The organism is Massilimicrobiota sp. An80 (genome assembly GCF_002159255.1).
GTDB lineage: Bacteria > Bacillota_I > Bacilli_A > Erysipelotrichales > Coprobacillaceae > Allocoprobacillus > Allocoprobacillus merdigallinarum.
Genome location: NZ_NFHI01000008.1, coordinates 26,379 through 46,303 on the forward strand (window position 1 = coordinate 26,379; position 19,925 = coordinate 46,303).

25 protein-coding genes are annotated in these 19,925 nt (G+C 30.8%); 14 read left to right on the forward strand and 11 right to left on the reverse strand.

All coding sequences use genetic code 11. The annotated features are described in order from the left end of the window. The first annotated feature begins 5 nt into the window (after window positions 1-5). The 5 genes from B5G32_RS03635 (at window position 6) to B5G32_RS03650 (ending at window position 2,955) form a co-directional block, all read left to right on the forward strand. On the forward strand, window positions 6-326 hold the full coding sequence (locus B5G32_RS03635; RefSeq protein WP_087935874.1) for a hypothetical protein: 321 nt from the start codon (window positions 6-8) through the stop codon (window positions 324-326). Then, window positions 307-456 carry a hypothetical protein gene (locus B5G32_RS13780; protein ID WP_158093964.1) on the forward strand — a complete coding sequence of 50 codons (150 nt, stop codon included), beginning with the start codon at window positions 307-309 and terminating at the stop codon, window positions 454-456. Before B5G32_RS03635 ends, B5G32_RS13780 begins: the two co-directional genes overlap by 20 nt. Window positions 457-685: 229 nt before the next feature. Continuing rightward, a complete protein-coding gene (locus B5G32_RS03640) occupies window positions 686-1,243 on the forward strand; it encodes a histidine phosphatase family protein (RefSeq protein WP_087935875.1) in 558 nt (185 codons plus the stop codon). Window positions 1,244-1,280: 37 nt separating this feature from the next. Further along, window positions 1,281-1,550, forward strand: coding sequence for a hypothetical protein (locus B5G32_RS03645; RefSeq protein WP_087244580.1), 270 nt, complete (start codon window positions 1,281-1,283; stop codon window positions 1,548-1,550). Window positions 1,551-1,611: 61 nt separating this feature from the next. After that, window positions 1,612-2,955: an MATE family efflux transporter gene (locus B5G32_RS03650; protein WP_087244579.1), complete on the forward strand. Its 1,344-nt coding sequence runs from the start codon at window positions 1,612-1,614 to the stop codon at window positions 2,953-2,955. Between the two features lie 52 nt (window positions 2,956-3,007). Here the strand turns inward: B5G32_RS03650 and B5G32_RS03655 are convergent, their stop codons facing one another. Beyond that, a complete protein-coding gene (locus tag B5G32_RS03655) occupies window positions 3,008-3,919 on the reverse strand; it encodes a 4-hydroxy-3-methylbut-2-enyl diphosphate reductase (RefSeq protein WP_087935876.1) in 912 nt (303 codons plus the stop codon). 82 nt (window positions 3,920-4,001) lie between these two features. Between B5G32_RS03655 and B5G32_RS03660 the strand changes: the two genes are divergently transcribed. Both B5G32_RS03660 and B5G32_RS03665 read left to right on the forward strand, forming a co-directional pair. Beyond that, entirely contained in the window at window positions 4,002-4,574 is a 573-nt protein-coding gene (locus B5G32_RS03660) for a MerR family transcriptional regulator (protein ID WP_158093965.1), read from the forward strand. 50 nt (window positions 4,575-4,624) lie between these two features. Next, window positions 4,625-6,193, forward strand: coding sequence for a MutS-related protein (locus B5G32_RS03665; protein ID WP_087935878.1), 1,569 nt, complete (start codon window positions 4,625-4,627; stop codon window positions 6,191-6,193). On the opposite strand, the gene B5G32_RS03670 is transcribed toward B5G32_RS03665, so the two are convergent. Together B5G32_RS03670 and B5G32_RS03675 are read right to left on the reverse strand one after the other, a co-directional pair. Further along, entirely contained in the window at window positions 6,186-6,521 is a 336-nt protein-coding gene (locus B5G32_RS03670) for a hypothetical protein (RefSeq protein ID WP_087244575.1), read from the reverse strand. The two genes, B5G32_RS03665 and B5G32_RS03670, sit on opposite strands and share 8 nt — an antisense overlap. A 113-nt stretch (window positions 6,522-6,634) precedes the next feature. Beyond that, window positions 6,635-7,258, reverse strand: a complete 624-nt coding sequence (locus tag B5G32_RS03675; protein ID WP_087935879.1) for a helix-turn-helix domain-containing protein — start codon at window positions 7,256-7,258, stop codon at window positions 6,635-6,637. 300 nt (window positions 7,259-7,558) lie between these two features. Between B5G32_RS03675 and B5G32_RS03680 the strand changes: the two genes are divergently transcribed. Both B5G32_RS03680 and B5G32_RS03685 read left to right on the forward strand, forming a co-directional pair. Continuing rightward, window positions 7,559-8,929 carry a DEAD/DEAH box helicase gene (locus B5G32_RS03680; protein ID WP_087296751.1) on the forward strand — a complete coding sequence of 457 codons (1,371 nt, stop codon included), beginning with the start codon at window positions 7,559-7,561 and terminating at the stop codon, window positions 8,927-8,929. Then, window positions 8,929-9,792, forward strand: coding sequence for a deoxyribonuclease IV (locus tag B5G32_RS03685; RefSeq protein ID WP_087244572.1), 864 nt, complete (start codon window positions 8,929-8,931; stop codon window positions 9,790-9,792). Before B5G32_RS03680 ends, B5G32_RS03685 begins: the two co-directional genes overlap by 1 nt. On the opposite strand, the gene B5G32_RS03690 is transcribed toward B5G32_RS03685, so the two are convergent. Then, the gene (locus tag B5G32_RS03690; protein WP_087244571.1) at window positions 9,765-10,025 is read right to left on the reverse strand and encodes a hypothetical protein; all 261 of its coding nucleotides are present in this window, start codon (window positions 10,023-10,025) and stop codon (window positions 9,765-9,767) included. The two genes, B5G32_RS03685 and B5G32_RS03690, sit on opposite strands and share 28 nt — an antisense overlap. Window positions 10,026-10,149: 124 nt before the next feature. On the opposite strand from B5G32_RS03690, the gene tig reads away from it, so the two are divergent. From tig to B5G32_RS03700, 3 genes are all read left to right on the forward strand, one after another. Beyond that, window positions 10,150-11,103, forward strand: a complete 954-nt coding sequence (gene tig / locus B5G32_RS03695; RefSeq protein WP_087935880.1) for a trigger factor — start codon at window positions 10,150-10,152, stop codon at window positions 11,101-11,103. Between the two features lie 110 nt (window positions 11,104-11,213). Then, the gene (locus tag B5G32_RS13910; protein ID WP_164483489.1) at window positions 11,214-11,384 is read left to right on the forward strand and encodes a hypothetical protein; all 171 of its coding nucleotides are present in this window, start codon (window positions 11,214-11,216) and stop codon (window positions 11,382-11,384) included. Between the two features lie 271 nt (window positions 11,385-11,655). Further along, window positions 11,656-11,940, forward strand: a complete 285-nt coding sequence (locus tag B5G32_RS03700; RefSeq protein ID WP_087935881.1) for a hypothetical protein — start codon at window positions 11,656-11,658, stop codon at window positions 11,938-11,940. A 94-nt stretch (window positions 11,941-12,034) separates the two neighbouring features. Here the strand turns inward: B5G32_RS03700 and ispG are convergent, their stop codons facing one another. Then, complete coding sequence (ispG, locus tag B5G32_RS03705; protein WP_087935882.1) at window positions 12,035-13,096, reverse strand: flavodoxin-dependent (E)-4-hydroxy-3-methylbut-2-enyl-diphosphate synthase; 1,062 nt, start codon at window positions 13,094-13,096, stop codon at window positions 12,035-12,037. 175 nt (window positions 13,097-13,271) lie between these two features. On the opposite strand from ispG, the gene B5G32_RS03710 reads away from it, so the two are divergent. Then, window positions 13,272-14,915 (forward strand): hypothetical protein, encoded by a 1,644-nt coding sequence (locus tag B5G32_RS03710; RefSeq protein ID WP_087935883.1) that lies wholly within the window; start codon window positions 13,272-13,274, stop codon window positions 14,913-14,915. 129 nt (window positions 14,916-15,044) lie between these two features. Here B5G32_RS03710 and B5G32_RS13915 read toward each other — a convergent pair whose 3' ends face one another. The 6 genes from B5G32_RS13915 to rpsT form a co-directional block, all read right to left on the reverse strand. Then, a complete protein-coding gene (locus tag B5G32_RS13915) occupies window positions 15,045-15,641 on the reverse strand; it encodes a helix-turn-helix domain-containing protein (protein ID WP_204209606.1) in 597 nt (198 codons plus the stop codon). A gap of 102 nt (window positions 15,642-15,743) precedes the next feature. Next, on the reverse strand, window positions 15,744-17,531 hold the full coding sequence (pepF, locus tag B5G32_RS03720; RefSeq protein WP_087296756.1) for an oligoendopeptidase F: 1,788 nt from the start codon (window positions 17,529-17,531) through the stop codon (window positions 15,744-15,746). Window positions 17,532-17,581: 50 nt separating this feature from the next. Beyond that, a complete protein-coding gene (locus B5G32_RS03725) occupies window positions 17,582-17,800 on the reverse strand; it encodes a helix-turn-helix transcriptional regulator (protein ID WP_087935884.1) in 219 nt (72 codons plus the stop codon). Window position 17,801: 1 nt separating this feature from the next. Next, window positions 17,802-18,122: a DUF6442 family protein gene (locus tag B5G32_RS03730; RefSeq protein WP_087935885.1), complete on the reverse strand. Its 321-nt coding sequence runs from the start codon at window positions 18,120-18,122 to the stop codon at window positions 17,802-17,804. A gap of 9 nt (window positions 18,123-18,131) precedes the next feature. Beyond that, window positions 18,132-18,449, reverse strand: coding sequence for a DUF6442 family protein (locus B5G32_RS14350; RefSeq protein WP_087304626.1), 318 nt, complete (start codon window positions 18,447-18,449; stop codon window positions 18,132-18,134). 104 nt (window positions 18,450-18,553) lie between these two features. After that, window positions 18,554-18,817 carry a 30S ribosomal protein S20 gene (rpsT, locus tag B5G32_RS03740; protein WP_087244562.1) on the reverse strand — a complete coding sequence of 88 codons (264 nt, stop codon included), beginning with the start codon at window positions 18,815-18,817 and terminating at the stop codon, window positions 18,554-18,556. Between the two features lie 122 nt (window positions 18,818-18,939). Here rpsT and gpr point away from each other — a divergent pair, with 122 nt between their 5' ends. Further along, window positions 18,940-19,908, forward strand: coding sequence for a GPR endopeptidase (gene gpr, locus B5G32_RS03745; RefSeq protein WP_087935886.1), 969 nt, complete (start codon window positions 18,940-18,942; stop codon window positions 19,906-19,908). Window positions 19,909-19,925: the final 17 nt, after the last annotated feature.

Consider the following 19,925-nt stretch of genomic DNA (forward strand, 5'->3'; position numbering starts at 1 on the left):
TAAAAATGAAGAAAATTGTAATTGGATTGATTGCTGCTTTCTTTTTTATAGGTATTTATTTTTATGTAACTGGTCAAAGAGCATCAGTACTGGAAAAGGAACTTGCAACAGATATTTTTCATGAAATTCCACAAAAGCCCTTAGAAGATATTCTTCATCAGGATATGACGCAAGAGTCAGTTGATGAAGTTTGGCTACGCATATCTGAACTTTGTGATTATGGTTATGATTTGGATCAGTTAAATGAATATCAAAAAAACTTTTGGCTGATTTCTTATTTTATAGGTGAAACAGGAAATGGTGGTATTGAACAATTTTTTTTATAATGGTTATGAATTTGTTGAACCTACACTTCATACTTTACAAATTTTAAAGTTGAATGATAGTTATCAATATTTAAAGAATGCACAAGAGATTTATCCTCATGAGATTGTAGAAATGTATAGTGATCCATAAATGTCTGAGCAGTTAAATAAAATAGATGAGTACTATTACAATGATGTAGAAGAAGAATGTTATCATTTTCTTATTCAATATCTTCAAGAATATAAAGATGAATTTATAGAAAAATGAATTGATGAAATAACAATTTGAATTTTAACACTCTTAGGAGTGTTTTTCTTTATAGTGTCGTTTGTCTTGAGTGTGGTCAAGGTTTCATCTATAATATTTATGGAGGTGGAACATGAAAGATTTATATTTAATGAGGCATGGTGAAACATTATTTAATCAAAGAAGAAAGATACAGGGATGGTGTGATTCTCCATTAACTGAAAAAGGCATAGAACAAGCTCAAAAAGCAGGAGAATTATTAAAAGATATTCATTTTGATCATTGTTATAGCTCTACGTCTGAAAGATGTTATGATACACTTGAACTTGTGACTCATCAACCTTATCAAAGATTAAAGGGAATTAAAGAAAGATATTTTGGTGTGTTTGAAGGTGAAAGTGAAGATTTAAATCCTCCTGTTGATAAATATGATGATTTCTTTCCTATTTATGGGGGAGAAACAAGATTACAGGTTATGGAAAGAATGGTAACAACGCTAAAGGATATTATGGAACAGGATGCATGTCAGACTGTTTTGGCTGTATCACATGCTGGAGCTTGTCGTTGTTTTTTATCACATTTAGGGCAACCTGAACAATTATTGAATGGTCAAAAATTAGGGAATTGTAGTATTTTACATTTTCATTATGATCAAGGTCAATTTACATTTGTTGAAATGCTGAACATTTAAGAAATGAAGCACTCTTAGAAGTGCTTTTTATTGTGAAATGATTTTTGGTAATGATTCAAAAGCGATTCCATTATACCAATCATTAAGTATTGATTTTCAAAAAAATATACAGTCTTATTTAGTGGGATTACGCACTTTATCTATTTATGAAAGATGGATTGAACATCATGAAAAAGAAGCTTTAATGATTGATCAAAAATTAGATACATATCAATCATCTTATCCATATCGTGTTGAAATAGAAATGCAAAAAGATCTTATTCAAAATATTAATTCTTTAAGAACCATAGATTTTGTAGATTTATAGTATTGTAAAAATAAAAAACAGGAGTACAATAATTGTTTGTATAGGGAAAGGGGAGAAAAGGATGGATCAAAGTCGAAAATCTACAGATTTGATTTATGGTAGTATAGCAAAATCTATTTTTTGGTTTTCAATCCCACTATTGATTGGAAATCTATTCCAGCAACTATATAATACTGTAGATGCATATGTCGTAGGGAATTATGTTTCTAAACAGGCATTGGCTGCTGTTGGGGCGTCTTCACCTATCACAAATATGCTTATTGGTTTTTTTATGGGATTGGCAACAGGTGCAGGAGTTGTGATTGCTCAATACTACGGAGCCAATGATTCTAAAAGATTAAAACAGGCTATTCATAGTTCAGCAGCTTTAACGATTGTTATGGCTATTTTCTTAACGATTGTTGGTGTTTTATTCACTAATCCACTTCTACATATGATAGGTATACCTGCAGATGTGTTTCCTGAATCATCAACATATTTAACAATTTATTTTGGTGGAATCACTTTTGCATTAATTTATAATATGGGGGCAGGTGTTTTACGTGCTGTTGGAGATTCAAAAAGGCCACTCTATTTTCTAGTAGCAGCCTGTTTAACAAATATTGTGTTAGATTTATTGTTAGTGAGAGGTTTCCATATGGGTGTGGCAGGAGCAGCTATTGCAACTGATGTTTCTCAGGCATTAAGTGCTTTACTGGTTTGTATTGTCTTGATGAAAAGTGATGAAGTCTATGCTTTAAAAATAAGAAAAATTCGTTTTCATCTTCCTATTTTAAAGCGTATTATTATGATTGGATTGCCTACGGCTTTACAACAAAGTATTGTGTCTTTATCTAATGTCGTGGTGCAATCTTATGTCAATGTTTTTGGCTCAGATGTTGTGGCAGGTTATTCAGCAACGATTCGTATTGATGGTTTTGTGAATTTGCCTTTACAAAGTTTTAATATGGCAATTACAACATTTGTTGGACAAAATATTGGAGCTAAGCGATATGATCGTGTCAAACGTGGTTCAAAGATAGCTTTATGGATGACTTTTGCGGTTGTGGGAGCTATGACTGTCTTTTTATTCTTCTTTGGAAGAGATGTTATTCGTATCTTTAATAGCGATCAGGCAGTAGTAGAAGCAGGATGGAAAATGTTATTTGCCTTTTTAACATGTTATATGTTATTACCAATTGTGCAGATTTATAATGGTGTTTTAAGAGGAGCTGGAAAATCATCTATCCCAATGTATATTATGGTATTTAATTTTGTTATTTTAAGACAGATTTATTTAGCTATTGTAACTTCAATGACATCTGATGTTTTCTTTGTTTTCTTTGGCTGGCCAGTGACATGGATCAGTGCTGCTATTATGTTTATTATTTATTATCATAAAGTGAAATGGTTACCTGATGATTAAGTTTTCCTTTCTGGAAAACTTTTTTAATAAAAAAATGCATGAAAACATGCATTTAGTCTAATATTTTTGTTAAGTCTATCGGTTGTTTAAAGAAGGTCTGAGGATCATTTTCATTAAATTGATGTAAGAATTCTATAACTTGATTTGTTAAATAGGTTGGTGTAGATGCACCTGAAGAGACTGCAGCTTTCTTTTTCCCTTTTAACCAGTTAATATTTAAATCATCAAGACTCTCAATCATATGAACTTCTTTCTTTTCACTAGCAATGCTTGCTAGTTTTTGAGTATTGTTAGAATGAGGATCACCCACAATGAAAACAATATCAATATCTTCTTCCATGTTTTTAATAGCTTCTTGTCTGATTTTCGTTGCTGTACAAGTTTCTTTTTCGATTGTGACATGAGGAAGTATCGTTTTGGCATACTCACATAAATCATAGACATCGTATAAAGACATGGTTGTCTGATTCGTCATCACATAATGCTTATTTGGATCCATCATTTGAATATCATTTTTGCTGGTAATCAAATGAACTCGTTTTTCATCAATAGAAATAGCACCTTCAGCTTCAGGATGTCCTTTTTTTCCAATATATAAAATGTCATATCTTTCATTCAATTTCTCTTTGATTAAATCATGTGTCTTAATCACATCTAAACATGAGGCATCAATGACATTGAGGCCTTTATTTTTCGCTTTTTCAAATACCTGCTCACTAGCACCATGAGCAGTGACAATGACAGTTCCATGTTGAATCTGATCTAATAATTCTAGACGTGTTTGACCAGGAATATCAATTGTCTGAATACCTCTTTCTTTTAATGCATCAACAATATATTGATTATGAACAATCATTCCTAAGATATAAATAGGTTGTTGTTCATTTTGTGCGTTTTTAGCTATTTCAATAGCACGGACGACACCTTTACAGTATCCTCTTGGGGTAATAGCTTTCACTTGCATACCTTTTCACCTCCACTTCATTGTATCATAATTTCTTGTGATGATGAAGAAATCTTTATATAATGAAAGCAGGTGGTTGATGATGCATATTCAGGAAGTTTCTCAACAATTAAATTTATCTAAGAAAGCGATTATGATTTATGAACAAAAAGGGCTCATTCATCCTCAAAAAGATGTTCATGGTTATCGTGTTTATCAACAGAAAGATATTGAAAGATTGATGCAGATTAAATGTTTAAGACAACTTGATTTCTCTATTTCTCAAATTAAAGATATACTGATCAATAATCAATATGATATTTTTGATCTGAAAAAAGAAGAATATGAAAAACAGATTTTTGATATTGAAACATCATTACAATATATTGATGATGTGAAAAAGAGTTTGACGCAAAAACAGACATTAGATAATTTAAGCCATCAGCTAGAACAAACCAAACAATTGAAAAAAATCAATTCTTCTACACAAACCATCCTACCCTTTGAAAAAATCATAATTTGTTTATCTATTTTTATTTATGCTTTATTTTTATTTGATAATGAGTCATTTTTATCTATATTGGCTTCTTTAGCCATGTTACTTATTTTAGTGATTCACTTTTCTTCTACATTTAGACTGTTTTTATATGAAATTTATCAAAAAATAAAAAAATAGTTGCTTTACCCCAAGGGTAGTGCTGTAAAGTCAAGGTGAGGTGAGATACCATGATGATATTTTGGGTAGCTATTTTACTGATATTGATAGTGATTATGGTTTTGAAAGGCTTATGGAATGTTTTTATGCATAAACGATTAGTTCAACTGTTTCCATATCAGCTTGAAAAAGATGAAATAGAATGGAATGAGGAATATGCTGAAACTTTAAAAGAAAAAGCAATATCTAAACAGGAAATTGATGATTTTCAGTTATTAAAAGTTTTACAGAAATGTGACTTTACCTATACGAATATAGGTAGAGAATATATGTATGGTCGTATGTTATCAAAACAATGTGATCATCGTTTGTTAGAAATGATGGTTCAGCGTTATCAGAATCCTCAAATCTTATCTGATACACTTTATCAACTTTATCAGTTAAGTAAAGAATATGACGCATGTTTAGGCTTGTTTCAGCATTCTCAAGTCTTTTCGTTATGGGAAAAACGACTTATCATGTGCTTAGGTTTTTGTCCGATTGTATTTATCATCATGTGGTTTTTCTTAGGTGAGCTGATTTTTTTACCACTTTGTATATATGCAGCTTTGATGATTCTTTTGAATACTTATTATAGTCAACGTACAAAGACTATTGTGACGGAAACAATGAGTTATTGTTTTATGATTGAGGCTTTATCACATTTGGTTAAACATCGTGTTTTTCCTGAAGAAGATATTCAAAAATTAAAGCCAATGCTTAAAAAAGCAAAGACATATACAGTATTGGCACGTGTCATTTATAAGATTTCTAAAATAGATGTTTTCTATTTCACACAGACAATCCAAAGCTTCTTTATGTTATCACTACATCAATATCTCATATTATTAAAGCATCAAGAAGACATGGAAAGCTATATGCTTACTTTCTATGAATATTTAGGAACTGCAGATGTTGCTTTAAGTGTGCGATTAGTACGTGAACGTTATGTCACATGTTTGCCTGAATTAACACAAGATAAACAGCTTTCATTTGTCGAAGCTTACCATCCTTTAATTTCTAATCCTGTAAAAAATAGTTTTTCAACAACACGTTCTTGTATGATTACAGGATCCAATGCATCAGGTAAGTCTACATTCTTAAAAATGATTGGTATCAATATGCTGATGGCGAAAACTTTGCATACATGTTTTGCAGATGAATGGAAGTGTTATCATTATACGATTCATAGTGCCATTCATATGAAAGATGATTTAACATCAGGAGATAGTTATTATGTAAAAGAAATTAAAACTTTAAAAGCCATGATAGATGATGTGAAAGAAAAGGATTGTATGATCTTTATTGATGAAATTTTAAGAGGAACAAATGAAAAAGAACGTGTGATGATTTCTCAGGCTATTTTGACTTATTTATTTCAAAGTTCATCATTGATTTTGGTGACAACACATGATTTATCTTTGGTTGAAAAGTTTCCTTGGATTGATCAGTATTGTTTCCGTGATGCGATTGTGAATAATCAATTATCCTGTGATTATAAAATACATCAGGGACGTTGTACAGTAGGAAATGCGATTGCATTATTGGAAATTTATGGATATGATGCAGACATTATCAATGCCATAAGAAAGCCTAACTAGGCTTTCTTACTGGTAACATATTTTCAAAAGTCTGTGATTCCACTTGAACATTTTTATCAATATCCTCATCTATGTCATCTAAATCAAAACTCTTCACAGCTTTAACAACACGGAAAGCTGTTTTGGCGTTATGCAAAACAGGACGTAATTGATTGATAATAGGAATGAGCTGATTAGCCGTATAAAGTGTTTTTTGAGCTGTCTGAATCGTTGATGAAAGATTCATCTGATGAAGTGAATATCTCATAGATTGTAATAATGATGGTTTTTGATACATCATTGGTGGATAATAGGGATAAAAATCATAGGGTGGATATTGTGGATACATGATTAACACCTCCTATGTTAAGATATGTTAAAAGAAAAAAGATGATACTTGTGTTTTGGATAAAGAAAAATAACGACTTTGAAGAGAAATCATCAAAATCGTCATGAGATATTTTATGCTCTTTGTTTATAAATGAGAAGATTAACAATACTGCCAAGCATGATATAAATCATCCAAAAAAGAATAAATCCAACATAGGAAGCATCAAGAAGAGGATATGGAGCAGTTCCTAAGCCACTTGTCATGATGTTATATGCCATAGATAAAGGAATGAATGTTAATGTCCATATATTTATGGACCAAAATAGTTGTTTGGCTTTTGTCTGAGAAGATTGATCTGATATGACCATACCAATACCATAAATCATACATCCAAAGATAATCAAAATGAGTCCAGTGAGTGTTGCGATTGCAGTTTGTTTTTCATTCCATATCATTGCGGCAATAATCAATCCAAGGGCATTCATTGTTGTTGCGACGATTGTAAAAATGACACCATTAGGTTTTTCGTGCGTTGATATAGACTCACAAGGAGTGGGCTCAATACCTTTGAGTAAATAGTCTGTTGTCACTTCAAAAAAGTCACTCAATAAAATAATCTTTTCAATGTCTGGTAAAGTTTGTTCGCTTTCCCACTTAGAAACTGATTGACGTGAAACACCAATTTGATTGGCAAGTTCTTCTTGTGATATCCCTTTTACTTTTCTTAAATGTTGTATTCTATCAGCAATATTCATATATAGTCTCCTTTCTTAGGCACCTATATTATAACAAAGATTGTAGAAGCAATACTACCAACTGATGTGGTCATTTTGACAACTTTTACGTTCTTTTTGTCACTTTGTTTGCTTTTGCTTAATAAAAGGCTTTTTATTATTGTATCTAGGATTATTTGTAATATCAAGATATATGTCAAATATGTCTTTCCATCTTTTTTGCTTTGACAAATAATCAAAGAAAATATAAGATTTTATCAAAGTTTTTTGCTTTTTTAAAAGTTTTAGTGTATAATCATATGGCTAAAAGGAGGCGATTATATGAAATTATTTGAACAATATCAATTTCAACCTTTTGTAAAAGAAACATTACAAAAGTTGAATTTTCAATCACCAACAGAAATTCAAAAATCAGTCATTCCACTTGTTTATAAACATCGAGATGTGATTGGCATATCACAGACAGGAACAGGGAAAACACATGCTTTTTTAATTCCAATTATGGATATGATAGAGACATCAGCAGATTGTGTGCAGGCAGTCATTACTGCTCCTACAAGAGAATTGGCACAACAGATTTATGATCAGGCTAAAGTTTTTACAAATTATAATAAGAATTTAAGGGTTTCATTAATCATTGGTGGTAAAGATAAACAAAAAACAATTTCAAAGTTGAATGTTCAACCTCATTTGGTTATTGGAACACCTGGACGAATTAAAGATTTATCTTTAGAGGAACAGGCTCTTAAAATTACAACTGCGGATATATTTGTCATTGATGAAGCAGATATGACATTAGAGTATGGTTATTTAGAGGATATTGATGCGGTACTTGGAAAGATGAAAGAGAATCTTCAGATGCTTGTCTTTTCCGCAACAATTCCACAAATGTTAAGACCGTTCTTAAAGAAATATATGGACTCACCAAAGATTATAGAAATTGATGAGCATCTATCAACATCACGTAATATTTCACATTATCTGGTTCCAACGAAACATCGTCAGCGTTATGAAGTTTTAAAAAATATTATGCAGGTCATTGATCCCTACATTTGTATTATTTTCTGTAATAAACGTGAAGAAGTTGAACAGTTAAGTCATCAGTTGCGTGAAGATGGCTATAAGGTTGGAGAAATACATGGAAATCTGGAACCAAGAGAAAGACGACAGATGATGCGTCGTATCAAAAATATGGAATATCAATATATTGTCGCAACTGATATTGCTGCAAGAGGGATTGATATTGATGGTGTCAGTCATATTATTAATATGGAATTTCCAACTGAGCTAGATTTCTATATTCATCGTAGTGGTCGTTGTGGACGTGGAAAATATACGGGTGAATGTTATAATATGTATGATACGTATAATCAACAAATGGTTGAAGCCTTGGAGAAAAAAGGTATTCATTTTGAAGTCAAGGAATTAAAAGGACAGCAGTTTAAACAAAGTCAAGAACGAGAAAAACGTAAGACACGTGTTAAACATCAAACTGAATTAGAAAAGAAAATCTCAGCTATTGTCAGAAAACCAGCCAAAGTGAAACCTGGATATAAGAAAAAACGTAAAAGACAAATTGAAGCTATGGTTCAAAAAGAAAGACGTGCGATGATTAAACAGGACATTAGAAGACAAAAGAAAGAACGTGCAAAACAGGCACAAAGAGAAAAACGTGAAAGAGAGGCACAGTAATGTTGAAGATTGGTAGTCATGTTTCCATGAGTGGAAAAGAAATGATGCTAGGATCAGTGAAAGAAGCTTTATCCTATGATGCAACGACATTTATGTTTTATACAGGTGCTCCACAAAATACTGCCAGAAAACCAGTGAGTCAGTTACGTGTTGAAGAAGCCAAAGCATTGATGGCAGAACATCATATTGATATTCAGGATGTTGTTGTTCATGCGCCATACATTATCAATTTGGCAAATACGATTAAGCCTGAAACATTTGAGTTGGCTGTACGCTTTTTAAAAGAAGAAATTGAAAGATGTGAAGCTATTGGTATCAAACGTTTGGTTTTACATCCTGGTTCTCATGTCAAAGCAGGGGATGAGGCTGGCTTGGATCAGATTGTAAAAGGATTGAATGAAGTTTTACATGAAGACCAAAAAGTACATATTGCTTTAGAAACAATGGCAGGTAAGGGAAGTGAAGTTGGAAAAACTTTTGATCAGCTTCAGTATATTATTGAACATACAAAGTTATCTTCTTTACTGGGTGTTTGTTTGGATACTTGTCATTTACATGATGCAGGTTATGATTTAACTCATTTTGATGACTTGTTGAAAGAGTTTGATCAAAAGATAGGTTTAGATCGTTTATTGGTTGTTCATGTGAATGATTCTAAAAATGAACGAGGAGCTCATAAAGATCGTCATGAAAATATTGGATATGGATATATTGGTTTTGATACACTCAATACTATTGTTCATCATCCTCAATTAAAAGATGTTCCAAAGATTCTTGAAACACCTTATATTGACGGAAAAGCTCCTTATCGTGAAGAAATTAATATGTTTGTTCATCAAACATTTAATAATGGTTTAAAATAATGATTTAATAATACAAGTATTTTTTGACAAGTGAATTCACTTGTCAATTTTTTTATATAGTTTTCTAGAACAAAATGATATTGTTCATGTTGTAAGGCATATTGATTGTTTTTAATCATGTTTAATAATCTTTGTTGTGTAGATTGATCAAGTTCGATATCAAATTCTTTTAAAAGAACTTGAAAATCATCTAATTGAAGTGATGATATATATTCATTGTTTTGATTTGTCATAATTTCCTCCTTAACTATATCCTATGTAGGCGTTAAGAAAATAGACCACATTTTTGATAAGACTTGCGTCAAATATCAATTGTATGATAGAATATGAGCGTTTTAAATAGAAAGGATTAGAAAGATGAGTAAAGTTAATCAATTAGGAAATTACAAAGGAATTGAAGTCAAAGTGACTTCACGTCAAGTATTAGACGAAGATGTTGAAAAAGAAATCCAACATTTATTATCACAAAAGAGTCAATTGGTTGAAAAAGAAGGAACTGTTGAAAACGGGGATGTCACAACAATTGATTTTAAAGGATTAAAAGATGGAGTGGCTTTTGATGGTGGGACTGCTGAAGGATATCAATTAGAAATTGGTTCAGGATCATTTATACCAGGATTTGAAGAACAGATGATTGGTATGAAAAAAGGAGAAACAAGAGATTTAAATCTAACTTTCCCAGAAAATTATGGGGTTGCTGATTTAGCAGGTGCAGATGTTATTTTCCAGGTTACAGTTCATCACATTGCATCAAAAGTACAAGCTCAACTTGATGAAGAATTCGTTAAATCTTTCCAAATGCCAGATGTTGAGACAGTGGAAGATTTCAAAAAGAAAGTTAGAGAAAGTTTAGAAAATCAAAATGCTCAGACATTACGTGCTGAAAAAGAAAATAAAGTTTTAGGTGTTTTGATTGAAAACAGTGATGTAGAAGTAGATGAAGCTGATATTCAAAAAGCTTTAGATCAACATGTTCAATATGTCAGCAATGAATTAGCTGGACAAGGTATGGCTTTAGAACAATATCTTCAAATGATGGGAATGGATATGGATGCATTACATGCACAATTAATGCCAGCTGCTAAACAACAAGCTATTTTTGAAGCTATTATTGATGAAATTATTCGTGTTGAAAATTTAATGACAAGTGATGAAGATGTTGACCGTCAGGTTGATTTGATGTCACAACAATATCAAATGGATAAAAAAGATATTTTAGAAAAGATTGATTTAGAAGGTTTAAGACGTGATTTAAATCGTATTCAAGCAAGTCAATTGATTTTAAACAGTGCTAAATTTATTATGGAGTAAAGATTGTCTCAGGGCAATCTTTGTTTTTATTTATTTTATAAATCTGCTAATAAACATATTATGATATAATGGATATAGATGTTGGTGAGAGTTGAAAGAGAGATGAGACTATGAAAAATCAGAATATTTTTATAAGTTTAGGAATTGTCATTTATATTGTGATGTCTGGGATAGATAAATTTGTTTATAGGCTTCCAAATATGGTTTATATTCCCATTGCTATTTTAGGTATTATTTTGATTCTGATTGGTTTTTTAAAAATAAAAAAAGACAATCATTGACAAATGTGAGTAAGAAGATGTTATTTAAAGATAATAAAATATGAGGATTGTCCAAGATCGTTTAATGAAATGATAAAAATGGAGAGGATAAAGTGTGTCGGTATTAAGAAATTTTGAATATTATAAAGAAGAAATAGAATTAGCACTGATTCAAAATGCTGGTGTAGAAATTGAGCTTTATTCCATTGTAGCAAGTATGATAAGAGAATCATAAAATACATGTCCATTATCTATACGAGATGTATCTGCAAGGAGAAAAAGTGATATTTCAATGAAGTTTTATGGGCAAGCAGGTTTCCCGGATTTTGTTGTATTGGCAAGAGAAAAGGACAGTAATGCGAAGCTATATGGATGTATTGAAGTAAAAATGCCAACAGTTTCACTTGATGGAAATGATGAACAGTTAAATGGACATATTCAATCGTTTAAAAAGGTTCTTTATACAAATGGAATCAGATGGATATTTTTTGAGAATGATATAAAAAATGTTCTTTTTGATATTGAACTTGGAGATATAAATAAGAGTCAAATTCTTTGGAAATCACAGAAATATTGAGATGATTTATTACGATGTATGGCTCAAATCAAATGGGATTTATAAAAGATAGTAGAAATAAAAAATGCCAATATAAAAAAGCAATGATTTTTTGTCATTGCTTTTCTATCATTTTGAGTATTTCATCTTTTAAGACTTGGACCATGTCTTCTTGTTTGACTTTTTTTATAACTTCACCTTTTTTAATCAATAAACCTTCTTTAACACCACCGGCAATACCAATATCAGCATGTTTTGCTTCACCAGGGCCATTGACTGCACATCCCATGATGGCGACTGTGATATCAGCATGGATGGTATTCAAGAAATCTTCAATCTCATTTGCGACTGGAATCAAATCATATTGAATACGACCACAAGTTGGACATGATACCAAAGTTGGAACATGATCAATCAGTTCTAATTCCTTTAATAATGTTTTAGCAACTTTGATTTCTTCTACAGGATCAGCACTTAAAGAGACACGAATCGTATTACCAATACCCTGATATAACAATGTACCAATACCTAAACTTGATTTGATCGTTCCACCAAGCTTTGTGCCAGCTTCTGTGACACCAATATGTAAAGGACAATCAAAAGTTTGACTGGCAAGAGTATAAGCTTCGATGGTTAATAAAGTATTGGATGATTTTAAAGAAATGGCATAGTCATGAAAATCTAATGACTCTAAAATATCAACATGTTTTTTGGCACTTTCAATCATCCCTTGTGCCGTTAGTTTTCCATATTTTTCTAAAATATCTTTTTCTAAAGAACCACCATTGACACCAATACGAATAGGAATATGATGTTGTTTGCAGGCTTCTACAACAGCTTTAACCTTATCCATAGAACCAATATTACCAGGATTGATACGAATTTTATCAATACCATTTTCAATTGCCAGTAAAGCCAAACGATAGTCGAAATGAATATCAGCAATTAGAGGAATATGAATCTGTTTTTTGATATCAGCAATTGCTGATGCATCCTCTTTATCAAAAATCGCCACTCTTACCATTTCACAACCTGCTTTTTCCAACTCATGAATCTGTTTAACAGTTGCTTCTACATCTTTTGTTTTGGTATTGCACATAGATTGAATAATGACATGATTATTGCCACCCATTGTTAAATGTCCAATTTGAAATGATCTTGTTTCTGTTCTTAACATAATCTAACCTCGTTTCTGTTTTTATTATACACGAAGTTATTCAAAAAATAAATCTATTCCCTATTTTCTATTGAGAGTGATTTTTTCAAATATTAAAGTTATCGAAAATCAATAAACAATATTTTCCTTTTTTCGACCGTTATGCTATACTAACCAAAGGAGGGAGAGGAAATTTATGATCAAGTATGAAGATATACTTTTTTTTCGTGATCAGCATATTGTTGATGAATTGTATCAAAAACTGAAAACAGACAATGATAACGAAGAATTAGAAAAAGCATATCAACAGATATCAACAAATAATCAGACACAGTTACATACATTTTTATATCAGTATCGTCAGATTATGACTAAAATCTATAGCGTATGGAATGTAATCAGTTGGCTATTATTTGCAATCTTATTTATTGTATCAGGATCAATGATCTGTGCAACAGGGGTTGTTTATCTGTTTTTCTCAATTGATTTTTTTAAAGGGATTTATCAGTTGATCAGTGAAATAGGAGTAAGTTTGTTGGAGGGGCTCTTTCGTGTTCCAACAGAAACAATCACTTATTTTCAACAAGTTTCACCGATATTTTTATGTATTGTAGGATTAACATTTCTTTTTATTGTGTTATTTACGACTTTATATATAATCAGTTTATTTAAAAAAGATCATCAAAAACAAACATCAATACAAATGAGTCTTGATGATTGTTATCACAGTTTACAGTGTTGTCAAGATGATCCTTGGGATTATATTCGTCAATCTTTTGAAAAAAGAATACATACTAGACGAAACCATCATTTTTTTGAACGCTATTATTATGCCTATATCAAAATTGCTCAAAATCATGAACTTGTAGAAGGGACTGTTCAAGATTTAACAAAAAAAGAACAAATCATTTTATACATTCGTACTTTTACAAATAGTATTAAAAATATTTTTGGTGCATTTTCAATGCCTATCTATATATCAACAGCTCTTTTGATTTCTTATTATAGAAATTTTCAGGCTGTGAGTGCATTAAGATTAAAAAATATTTTAGAATATATACCTTTAGGAGATTGGATTTATAGTCTTTTAGATTTTTGTTATGGAATTGTCAGTCATTTTCCATTATTTTATTATTTTGAAATCTTAGATTTAGAATTCGTAAAAGTCATTTCTTTTTGTATTTGTTTAACAATTGTATGGGGTCTTTATACAATTATAAAGACACGTATTAGTGAAATCAAAAGACAATATTTACGTCGTCAACAATTCTATTTGAAAAAACATCAAGGGTTATATGCATCAAATGAGAAGTTCCCTAAAGTTTATCAATATAGTGTACAATGGACTGTTTTTGTTGTATTTGTATGTATAGCTATAGGATTATGGCAGGCTTTCTTGGCATCTTTTCCATATGATGGAGAAGCAATTTTTGCGATGATGAAACAAAGACAAGTTGTCTTAGATCAGATGCAGCCTTATGTTGAAGAAAAAAATCATATTTTAGGGAATTGGGAACAACGTCTTTCACCTGAATATATAGCAGTTGATTCTTTAACGGATATGGAAAAAACAGGAACTTATAATAACCCTTATTTAAGAATTTATACATATTATACACAAGAGGATGCTACAAAAGCTTTTGAAGATCAAAAAGACAGTTATGATTATTATAAGAAGAAAGAAGATCAATTACAATTAGCCTATTCATCAAAGGGATTTATGATTGTAGATCATGGAATTGTAATGAAAATGTCAAACGCTTCTTCATTGTTACAACAGACATTATCACAAGAAGATATCACAACAATGATTAAACAAATAGGATATACAATTGAATAGAAGTAAACATATCATCATATATGTCGATGGTTTTTTATTGATGATTATATTGATTTTAGGGATTTTTTATTCTTTGAATATACCTCTATTTCAAGAAGAAAAAGCAGTGGAAAACACTGCTTTAATTATTCATAGAAATAGTATAAAAAGAGCATATAATTCAACGAGAAAGCCTAAAAAACGTCCAATTTGAGTGCTCTTAAGATAGCCAAATTTTTGATAGGTTTCAGGTGTACAAAAGGGAAATAGAATGAGTGTCATACCTAGACATAACATACCACATCCTGTCGTTATGTTTTTTTGAAATGGTAAAAGAGATAAAGCACTTGTTAATAAAAGGAGAATAGATAAGATAATACCAAGATAAAACCATTTCAGTTGTTTTTGGATTTTGTTTAAAGCTTCAGTATGTGCCAATTGACATGTTTGTGAGCAATAGGCTTGAGTTTTTGTCTGGTCTAAAAAATATCGAGCTTCTTTTCCACAATAAGAACATTTGACATGCTGATTGATGATTGGTATGTGTGAATCTTTTGTATCTGTAAGTTCAGGTAAACTGATTTGGAACAATTCAGCAAGTTCAATAAGATTTTTCATTGAGGGTTCACTTTGGTTTGTTTCCCATTTTGAAACAGCTTGTCTACTAACACCTAATCTTTCAGCAACATATTCTTGAGATAATTTCATTTGCTGTCTCTTCTTTTTTATATTTTGACCTAATGACATTTGATAAACCACCTTTCATTGTATAATCATTATATCAAATGATATTCAAAAGACCACCAACTCTTTGTCAACTATCAGTTGCTTTATAAAAAAAGCACTTTATTACAAAGTGCTTGACATATCTAGGATAATTTTTTCAAATTCATTTAAAATTGTTTCAAAATAATGGAAAGCATCATCGTATAATTGATCTTCTAAAGGATTGACTAAAGCATCTTTTAAAAGGTCAACAGGATCTTTGCTGCCACCTGATTTTAAGAAGTTGAGATAAGCTTCTTTTTGTTTTTCATCACCATTTAATAAACGTGAGACAATGGCTAAAGCAACAGTCATTCCTAAAGTATATTTATAAACATAATAGTTATAATAGAAATGAGGAATATAATAACAAGAATAACCTACATATTCATCCATTGTTATTTCCGGTCCATAATATTCAGCGTTTTTAGTATAATACAAATCTGTAATCATTTGTGATGACATTGGTTTTCCTTCTTTAGCCCATGTGTGTAAAATATGCTCAAAGTCAGCATACATAGGTTGTCTGAAAATAAGACCAACACAATTTTCTAGGAGTTCATATAAGAAATAGGCTTTTTCTTTTTCACTTGAAGCATGATCTAACATGTAGTTAATGAGCAATGTTTCATTGACTGTTGAAGCAACTTCAGCGACAAAAATACGATAATCACAATTTACTGGTGACTGGTGATGACAAGATAAATAACTATGGGCACTGTGACCTAATTCATGAATCATCGTTGAAAGTGAATTATAATCACCAATAAAATTCATAAGAATATATGGATTTGTATCATAGCAGCCACTTGAATAGGCACCAATACGTTTACCAGCATGTGGATAATAATCAATCCATCTTTCTTCTCTGGCTTTTTTGATGATGTTGACATAATCTTCACCAAAGATTTGAACAACATCTAAAATAATATCAAAACATTCATCAATTGTGTATTTCTTTGTCTGGTATTGAACCAAAGGAATATTCAAATCATAATTATACATCGTATCAAGATTTAAAATCTTCTTTTTTAAAGCGTTATAACGATGAAATAATGGACGATATTGTACATTTGCTTTTTCTAAAATTTTAAAGAATAAAGATGTTGGTACATTATCATCAAAAAGACTGGCTTCCAATGGTCCTTCAAAGTTTTTCACATCAGCATAAAATGCATCTTTTTTCATAACACCAGATAATGTTGCAGCATAAACATTTTCAAATTTCTTATATTCTTTAAAGAAGTTATGATACGCTTCTTTTCTGACTTTAGGATCTTTGTTTTTAAGAAATTCTGTTAGGGTTGCACTGTTCAAGACTTTTTCTTTTCCATCTACATGAACAGGGTCATAATCTAATCTTAAAGCATCAAACACTTGAGAAGAAATATCAGAAATAGAAGATGTTTTAGAAACAATAGTTTCTAATTCCTGTGATAAGACATGCTTTTTTTGTCTTAAAACTTCCTGTAAACTATAACGATAATCTTCTAATTTTTCATCTTCAAGATATTGAGCAACTTTATCACTGTTTTCAATCATCATAACAGTATAGAAATCTAAAGATGAAGTCACTTGATCATAGAATGAAAGAATGGCGGCATACATTGTTTGATATTCCTGGTTATTAGGTTCAACATCACAATGTAAATGCGCAAAACAATGTAATTTTTGAATATAACGAGATAACATTGTTTCATCTTGATGAAACTTTAAGAATTGATCATCATTTTCTAAAAAAGAATCTTTTTGTTGAAGCAAAGATGATAATAAATCTTTTGCTTTTTCTAAATCTGTATAAAATTCCTGTTTATTTGCATAGATACGAGATAAATCCCATGTATCCTCAATTGCAATACTTTTACGTTCCATATGTTCCTCCTTTTTGCATATACACATGATAATCCTATGACTAACGAAAGTCAAATTGATATATCAAAATAAAAGATTTCTTTAAATGTCTTATCTAATGCAATACATAAAATTAATGCCAGTTTAGCAGTAGGATTAAATTGTCCATTTTCAATAGATGAGATTGTCTGTCTTGATACACCAACCATATTGGCCAATTCCATTTGTGAGAGCCCTTTTTCATTTCTTGCTTTTCTTAAATGATTTTTAAGTACTAATTTTTCATTCATATTAAACGCCAACCATGATAGATATATATTGATAACCATTGATAAGACAAAGAGCAATCAAACCAAGCCCACATATGAAATAGAATTTATTTTTGTCATACCATCCACGCATACTCAATGACAATCCAGCTATAGGCATAATCAAGATATAAATGGTATAAAAGACTGTTGGAACTTCCTGAAATTCAAAAGAAAAGAACATCAATGTGAGAGCAACAGTTACAAGAAAAGACATACCTTTCAATAACGCTTTTCTTTGGCATTGAACTTGTCTTTCATCTTTTTCATGACGATATAAATCAAGAATTTTATTTTTATCCATATGTTTCACCTACCAAATCAATAACCACAGATAACTTATAGAAAACATCAAGAAAACAAGGAAGAAAAGGCCTATATATAAGTATTTCGATATACGTAAATAATAGAAATAAGCAAGAAAGTATGATGCAAGAAACGTCAATAACAGGGTTGTTGAGGTATAAAAGATTTCCTGTTGGAATGGGGTTATAAAAGAGAATAACATCATTGCAAAACACAAAATGATAAAAACAGTCATTAATATAGGAAGTGTTTTTTGATCAAGAAAAAAGTCATATTCTTTATTCATTGTTTTTTGATTCTTTTTTAAAATATCTTCTTTATGCATTATATCACCTCATGTCAAGTTTTCTTTACACTTTTATTATAGGATGATAAAAAATGTATGTCAAGAAAACTTGACATACAAGATAAATAAAAAACTCTATCTCATTAAGCGATAGAGTTCACTAATTTTGCTAATTTAGATTTTTGTCTGCTAGCATAGTTTTTATGATGAATTCCTTTGCTGACAGAAGCATCTAATTTAGATGCAGCTACATTGTATGCAGCAATTGCAGCTTCTTTATTTCCAGCTTCAACTTCAGCTTTTACGTTTTTAATTGCTGTTTTTAAAGCACTTTTATAAGAATTGTTGATTAAACGTTTTTTGTTGTCATTTTTATAACGTTTGATTTGTTGTTTCATGTTTGCCATTATCTTTCACCTCACTTTGACTTTTGCCATGTTATTCTATCAAAAATAGATGATAAATGCAATGTTTTATTGATAATTGATTATATTTTTTTAATTTTGGTAATGCTTATAATGGTGAGAATATGAATAAATATTATACACGTAGCGATTTAGCCATAGAATCATTGGCTTATGCAACACGAGATAAAGATTATAAACATCATCAAAAACAAGATGGAGATATTTCTATTGAAACATTTGAAATATTACAGACCAGTCCTCTTTATCCTCATGATATAGGTAAATATATTGAAATCAGTTTTCTTGATTATCAGGATTTTGAAAAAATTTCACAACATTTTCAAAAGCAGTTATCTCTCCTTATTAAAGAGAAGGTCAAGAAAATAGATCCGCTTATCTTATGGATAGGATTGGGAAATCCCACTCTCACAAGTGATGCGATTGGACCGAGAACATTGAATCAGATTCGTGCCACGCATCATTATTCTATTGAGGAAAGACATCGTCATCAGTATTATGATACGATGTGTATTGCCCCAGGGGTAATGGCACATACGGGTATGGAAACTGCCAATTTGTTGTTGGCATTGGTACAGGAATTTCAGCCTGATCTGGTTATCGCTATTGATGCATTGTGTGCACAAAGTTATGAAAAGATCTGTCGTGTGATTCAAATGAATAATGTGGGTATATATCCAGGAAGTGGAATTGGCAATCATCGTAAAAATATAAGTGAAGCAACAATGGGTGTTCCTGTTTTGGCTATTGGTGTACCAACAGTCATTCATGTTTCTAGTTTAGTGAGTGATGTTTATAATCTGTTAGAGGGTTATTTTAAAGAATCTTTAGATCCTTCAACAGCCTTAAAGGTAGGAAAACGTAAGCGTTATGAAGGACGATTGAATGAAGTGCAAAGACGATTGATATTAGGAGAAATTGGACAGTTAAGTGAACAAAAGCGTATCCAATTATTAAATGAAGTTTTAAATCCCATTGAAAATCAATTTGTTATGAGTGATAAACAGATTGATTTTGATATTGAAATGTTATCTAAATTATTATCAACAAGTATTAATAGTATAACTTATTAAGAAATTCTTTTATGAAT

Excerpts from the sequence above, each read along its gene's own strand:
- B5G32_RS03635 (WP_087935874.1), top strand. The coding sequence starts at position 6 with ATGAAGAAAATTGTAATTGGATTGATTGCTGCTTTCTTTTTTATAGGT.
- B5G32_RS03640 (WP_087935875.1), top strand. The coding sequence starts at position 686 with ATGAAAGATTTATATTTAATGAGGCATGGTGAAACATTATTTAATCAA.
- B5G32_RS03645 (WP_087244580.1), top strand. The coding sequence starts at position 1,281 with ATGATTTTTGGTAATGATTCAAAAGCGATTCCATTATACCAATCATTA.
- B5G32_RS03650 (WP_087244579.1), top strand. The coding sequence starts at position 1,612 with ATGGATCAAAGTCGAAAATCTACAGATTTGATTTATGGTAGTATAGCA.
- B5G32_RS03655 (WP_087935876.1), bottom strand. The coding sequence starts at position 3,919 with ATGCAAGTGAAAGCTATTACCCCAAGAGGATACTGTAAAGGTGTCGTC.
- B5G32_RS03660 (WP_158093965.1), top strand. The coding sequence starts at position 4,002 with ATGCATATTCAGGAAGTTTCTCAACAATTAAATTTATCTAAGAAAGCG.
- B5G32_RS03665 (WP_087935878.1), top strand. The coding sequence starts at position 4,625 with ATGATGATATTTTGGGTAGCTATTTTACTGATATTGATAGTGATTATG.
- B5G32_RS03670 (WP_087244575.1), bottom strand. The coding sequence starts at position 6,521 with ATGTATCCACAATATCCACCCTATGATTTTTATCCCTATTATCCACCA.
- B5G32_RS03675 (WP_087935879.1), bottom strand. The coding sequence starts at position 7,258 with ATGAATATTGCTGATAGAATACAACATTTAAGAAAAGTAAAAGGGATA.
- B5G32_RS03680 (WP_087296751.1), top strand. The coding sequence starts at position 7,559 with ATGAAATTATTTGAACAATATCAATTTCAACCTTTTGTAAAAGAAACA.
- B5G32_RS03685 (WP_087244572.1), top strand. The coding sequence starts at position 8,929 with ATGTTGAAGATTGGTAGTCATGTTTCCATGAGTGGAAAAGAAATGATG.
- B5G32_RS03690 (WP_087244571.1), bottom strand. The coding sequence starts at position 10,025 with ATGACAAATCAAAACAATGAATATATATCATCACTTCAATTAGATGAT.
- tig (WP_087935880.1), top strand. The coding sequence starts at position 10,150 with ATGAGTAAAGTTAATCAATTAGGAAATTACAAAGGAATTGAAGTCAAA.
- B5G32_RS13910 (WP_164483489.1), top strand. The coding sequence starts at position 11,214 with ATGAAAAATCAGAATATTTTTATAAGTTTAGGAATTGTCATTTATATT.
- B5G32_RS03700 (WP_087935881.1), top strand. The coding sequence starts at position 11,656 with ATGAAGTTTTATGGGCAAGCAGGTTTCCCGGATTTTGTTGTATTGGCA.
- ispG (WP_087935882.1), bottom strand. The coding sequence starts at position 13,096 with ATGTTAAGAACAGAAACAAGATCATTTCAAATTGGACATTTAACAATG.
- B5G32_RS03710 (WP_087935883.1), top strand. The coding sequence starts at position 13,272 with ATGATCAAGTATGAAGATATACTTTTTTTTCGTGATCAGCATATTGTT.
- B5G32_RS13915 (WP_204209606.1), bottom strand. The coding sequence starts at position 15,641 with ATGTCATTAGGTCAAAATATAAAAAAGAAGAGACAGCAAATGAAATTA.
- pepF (WP_087296756.1), bottom strand. The coding sequence starts at position 17,531 with ATGGAACGTAAAAGTATTGCAATTGAGGATACATGGGATTTATCTCGT.
- B5G32_RS03725 (WP_087935884.1), bottom strand. The coding sequence starts at position 17,800 with ATGAATGAAAAATTAGTACTTAAAAATCATTTAAGAAAAGCAAGAAAT.
- B5G32_RS03730 (WP_087935885.1), bottom strand. The coding sequence starts at position 18,122 with ATGGATAAAAATAAAATTCTTGATTTATATCGTCATGAAAAAGATGAA.
- B5G32_RS14350 (WP_087304626.1), bottom strand. The coding sequence starts at position 18,449 with ATGCATAAAGAAGATATTTTAAAAAAGAATCAAAAAACAATGAATAAA.
- rpsT (WP_087244562.1), bottom strand. The coding sequence starts at position 18,817 with ATGGCAAACATGAAACAACAAATCAAACGTTATAAAAATGACAACAAA.
- gpr (WP_087935886.1), top strand. The coding sequence starts at position 18,940 with ATGAATAAATATTATACACGTAGCGATTTAGCCATAGAATCATTGGCT.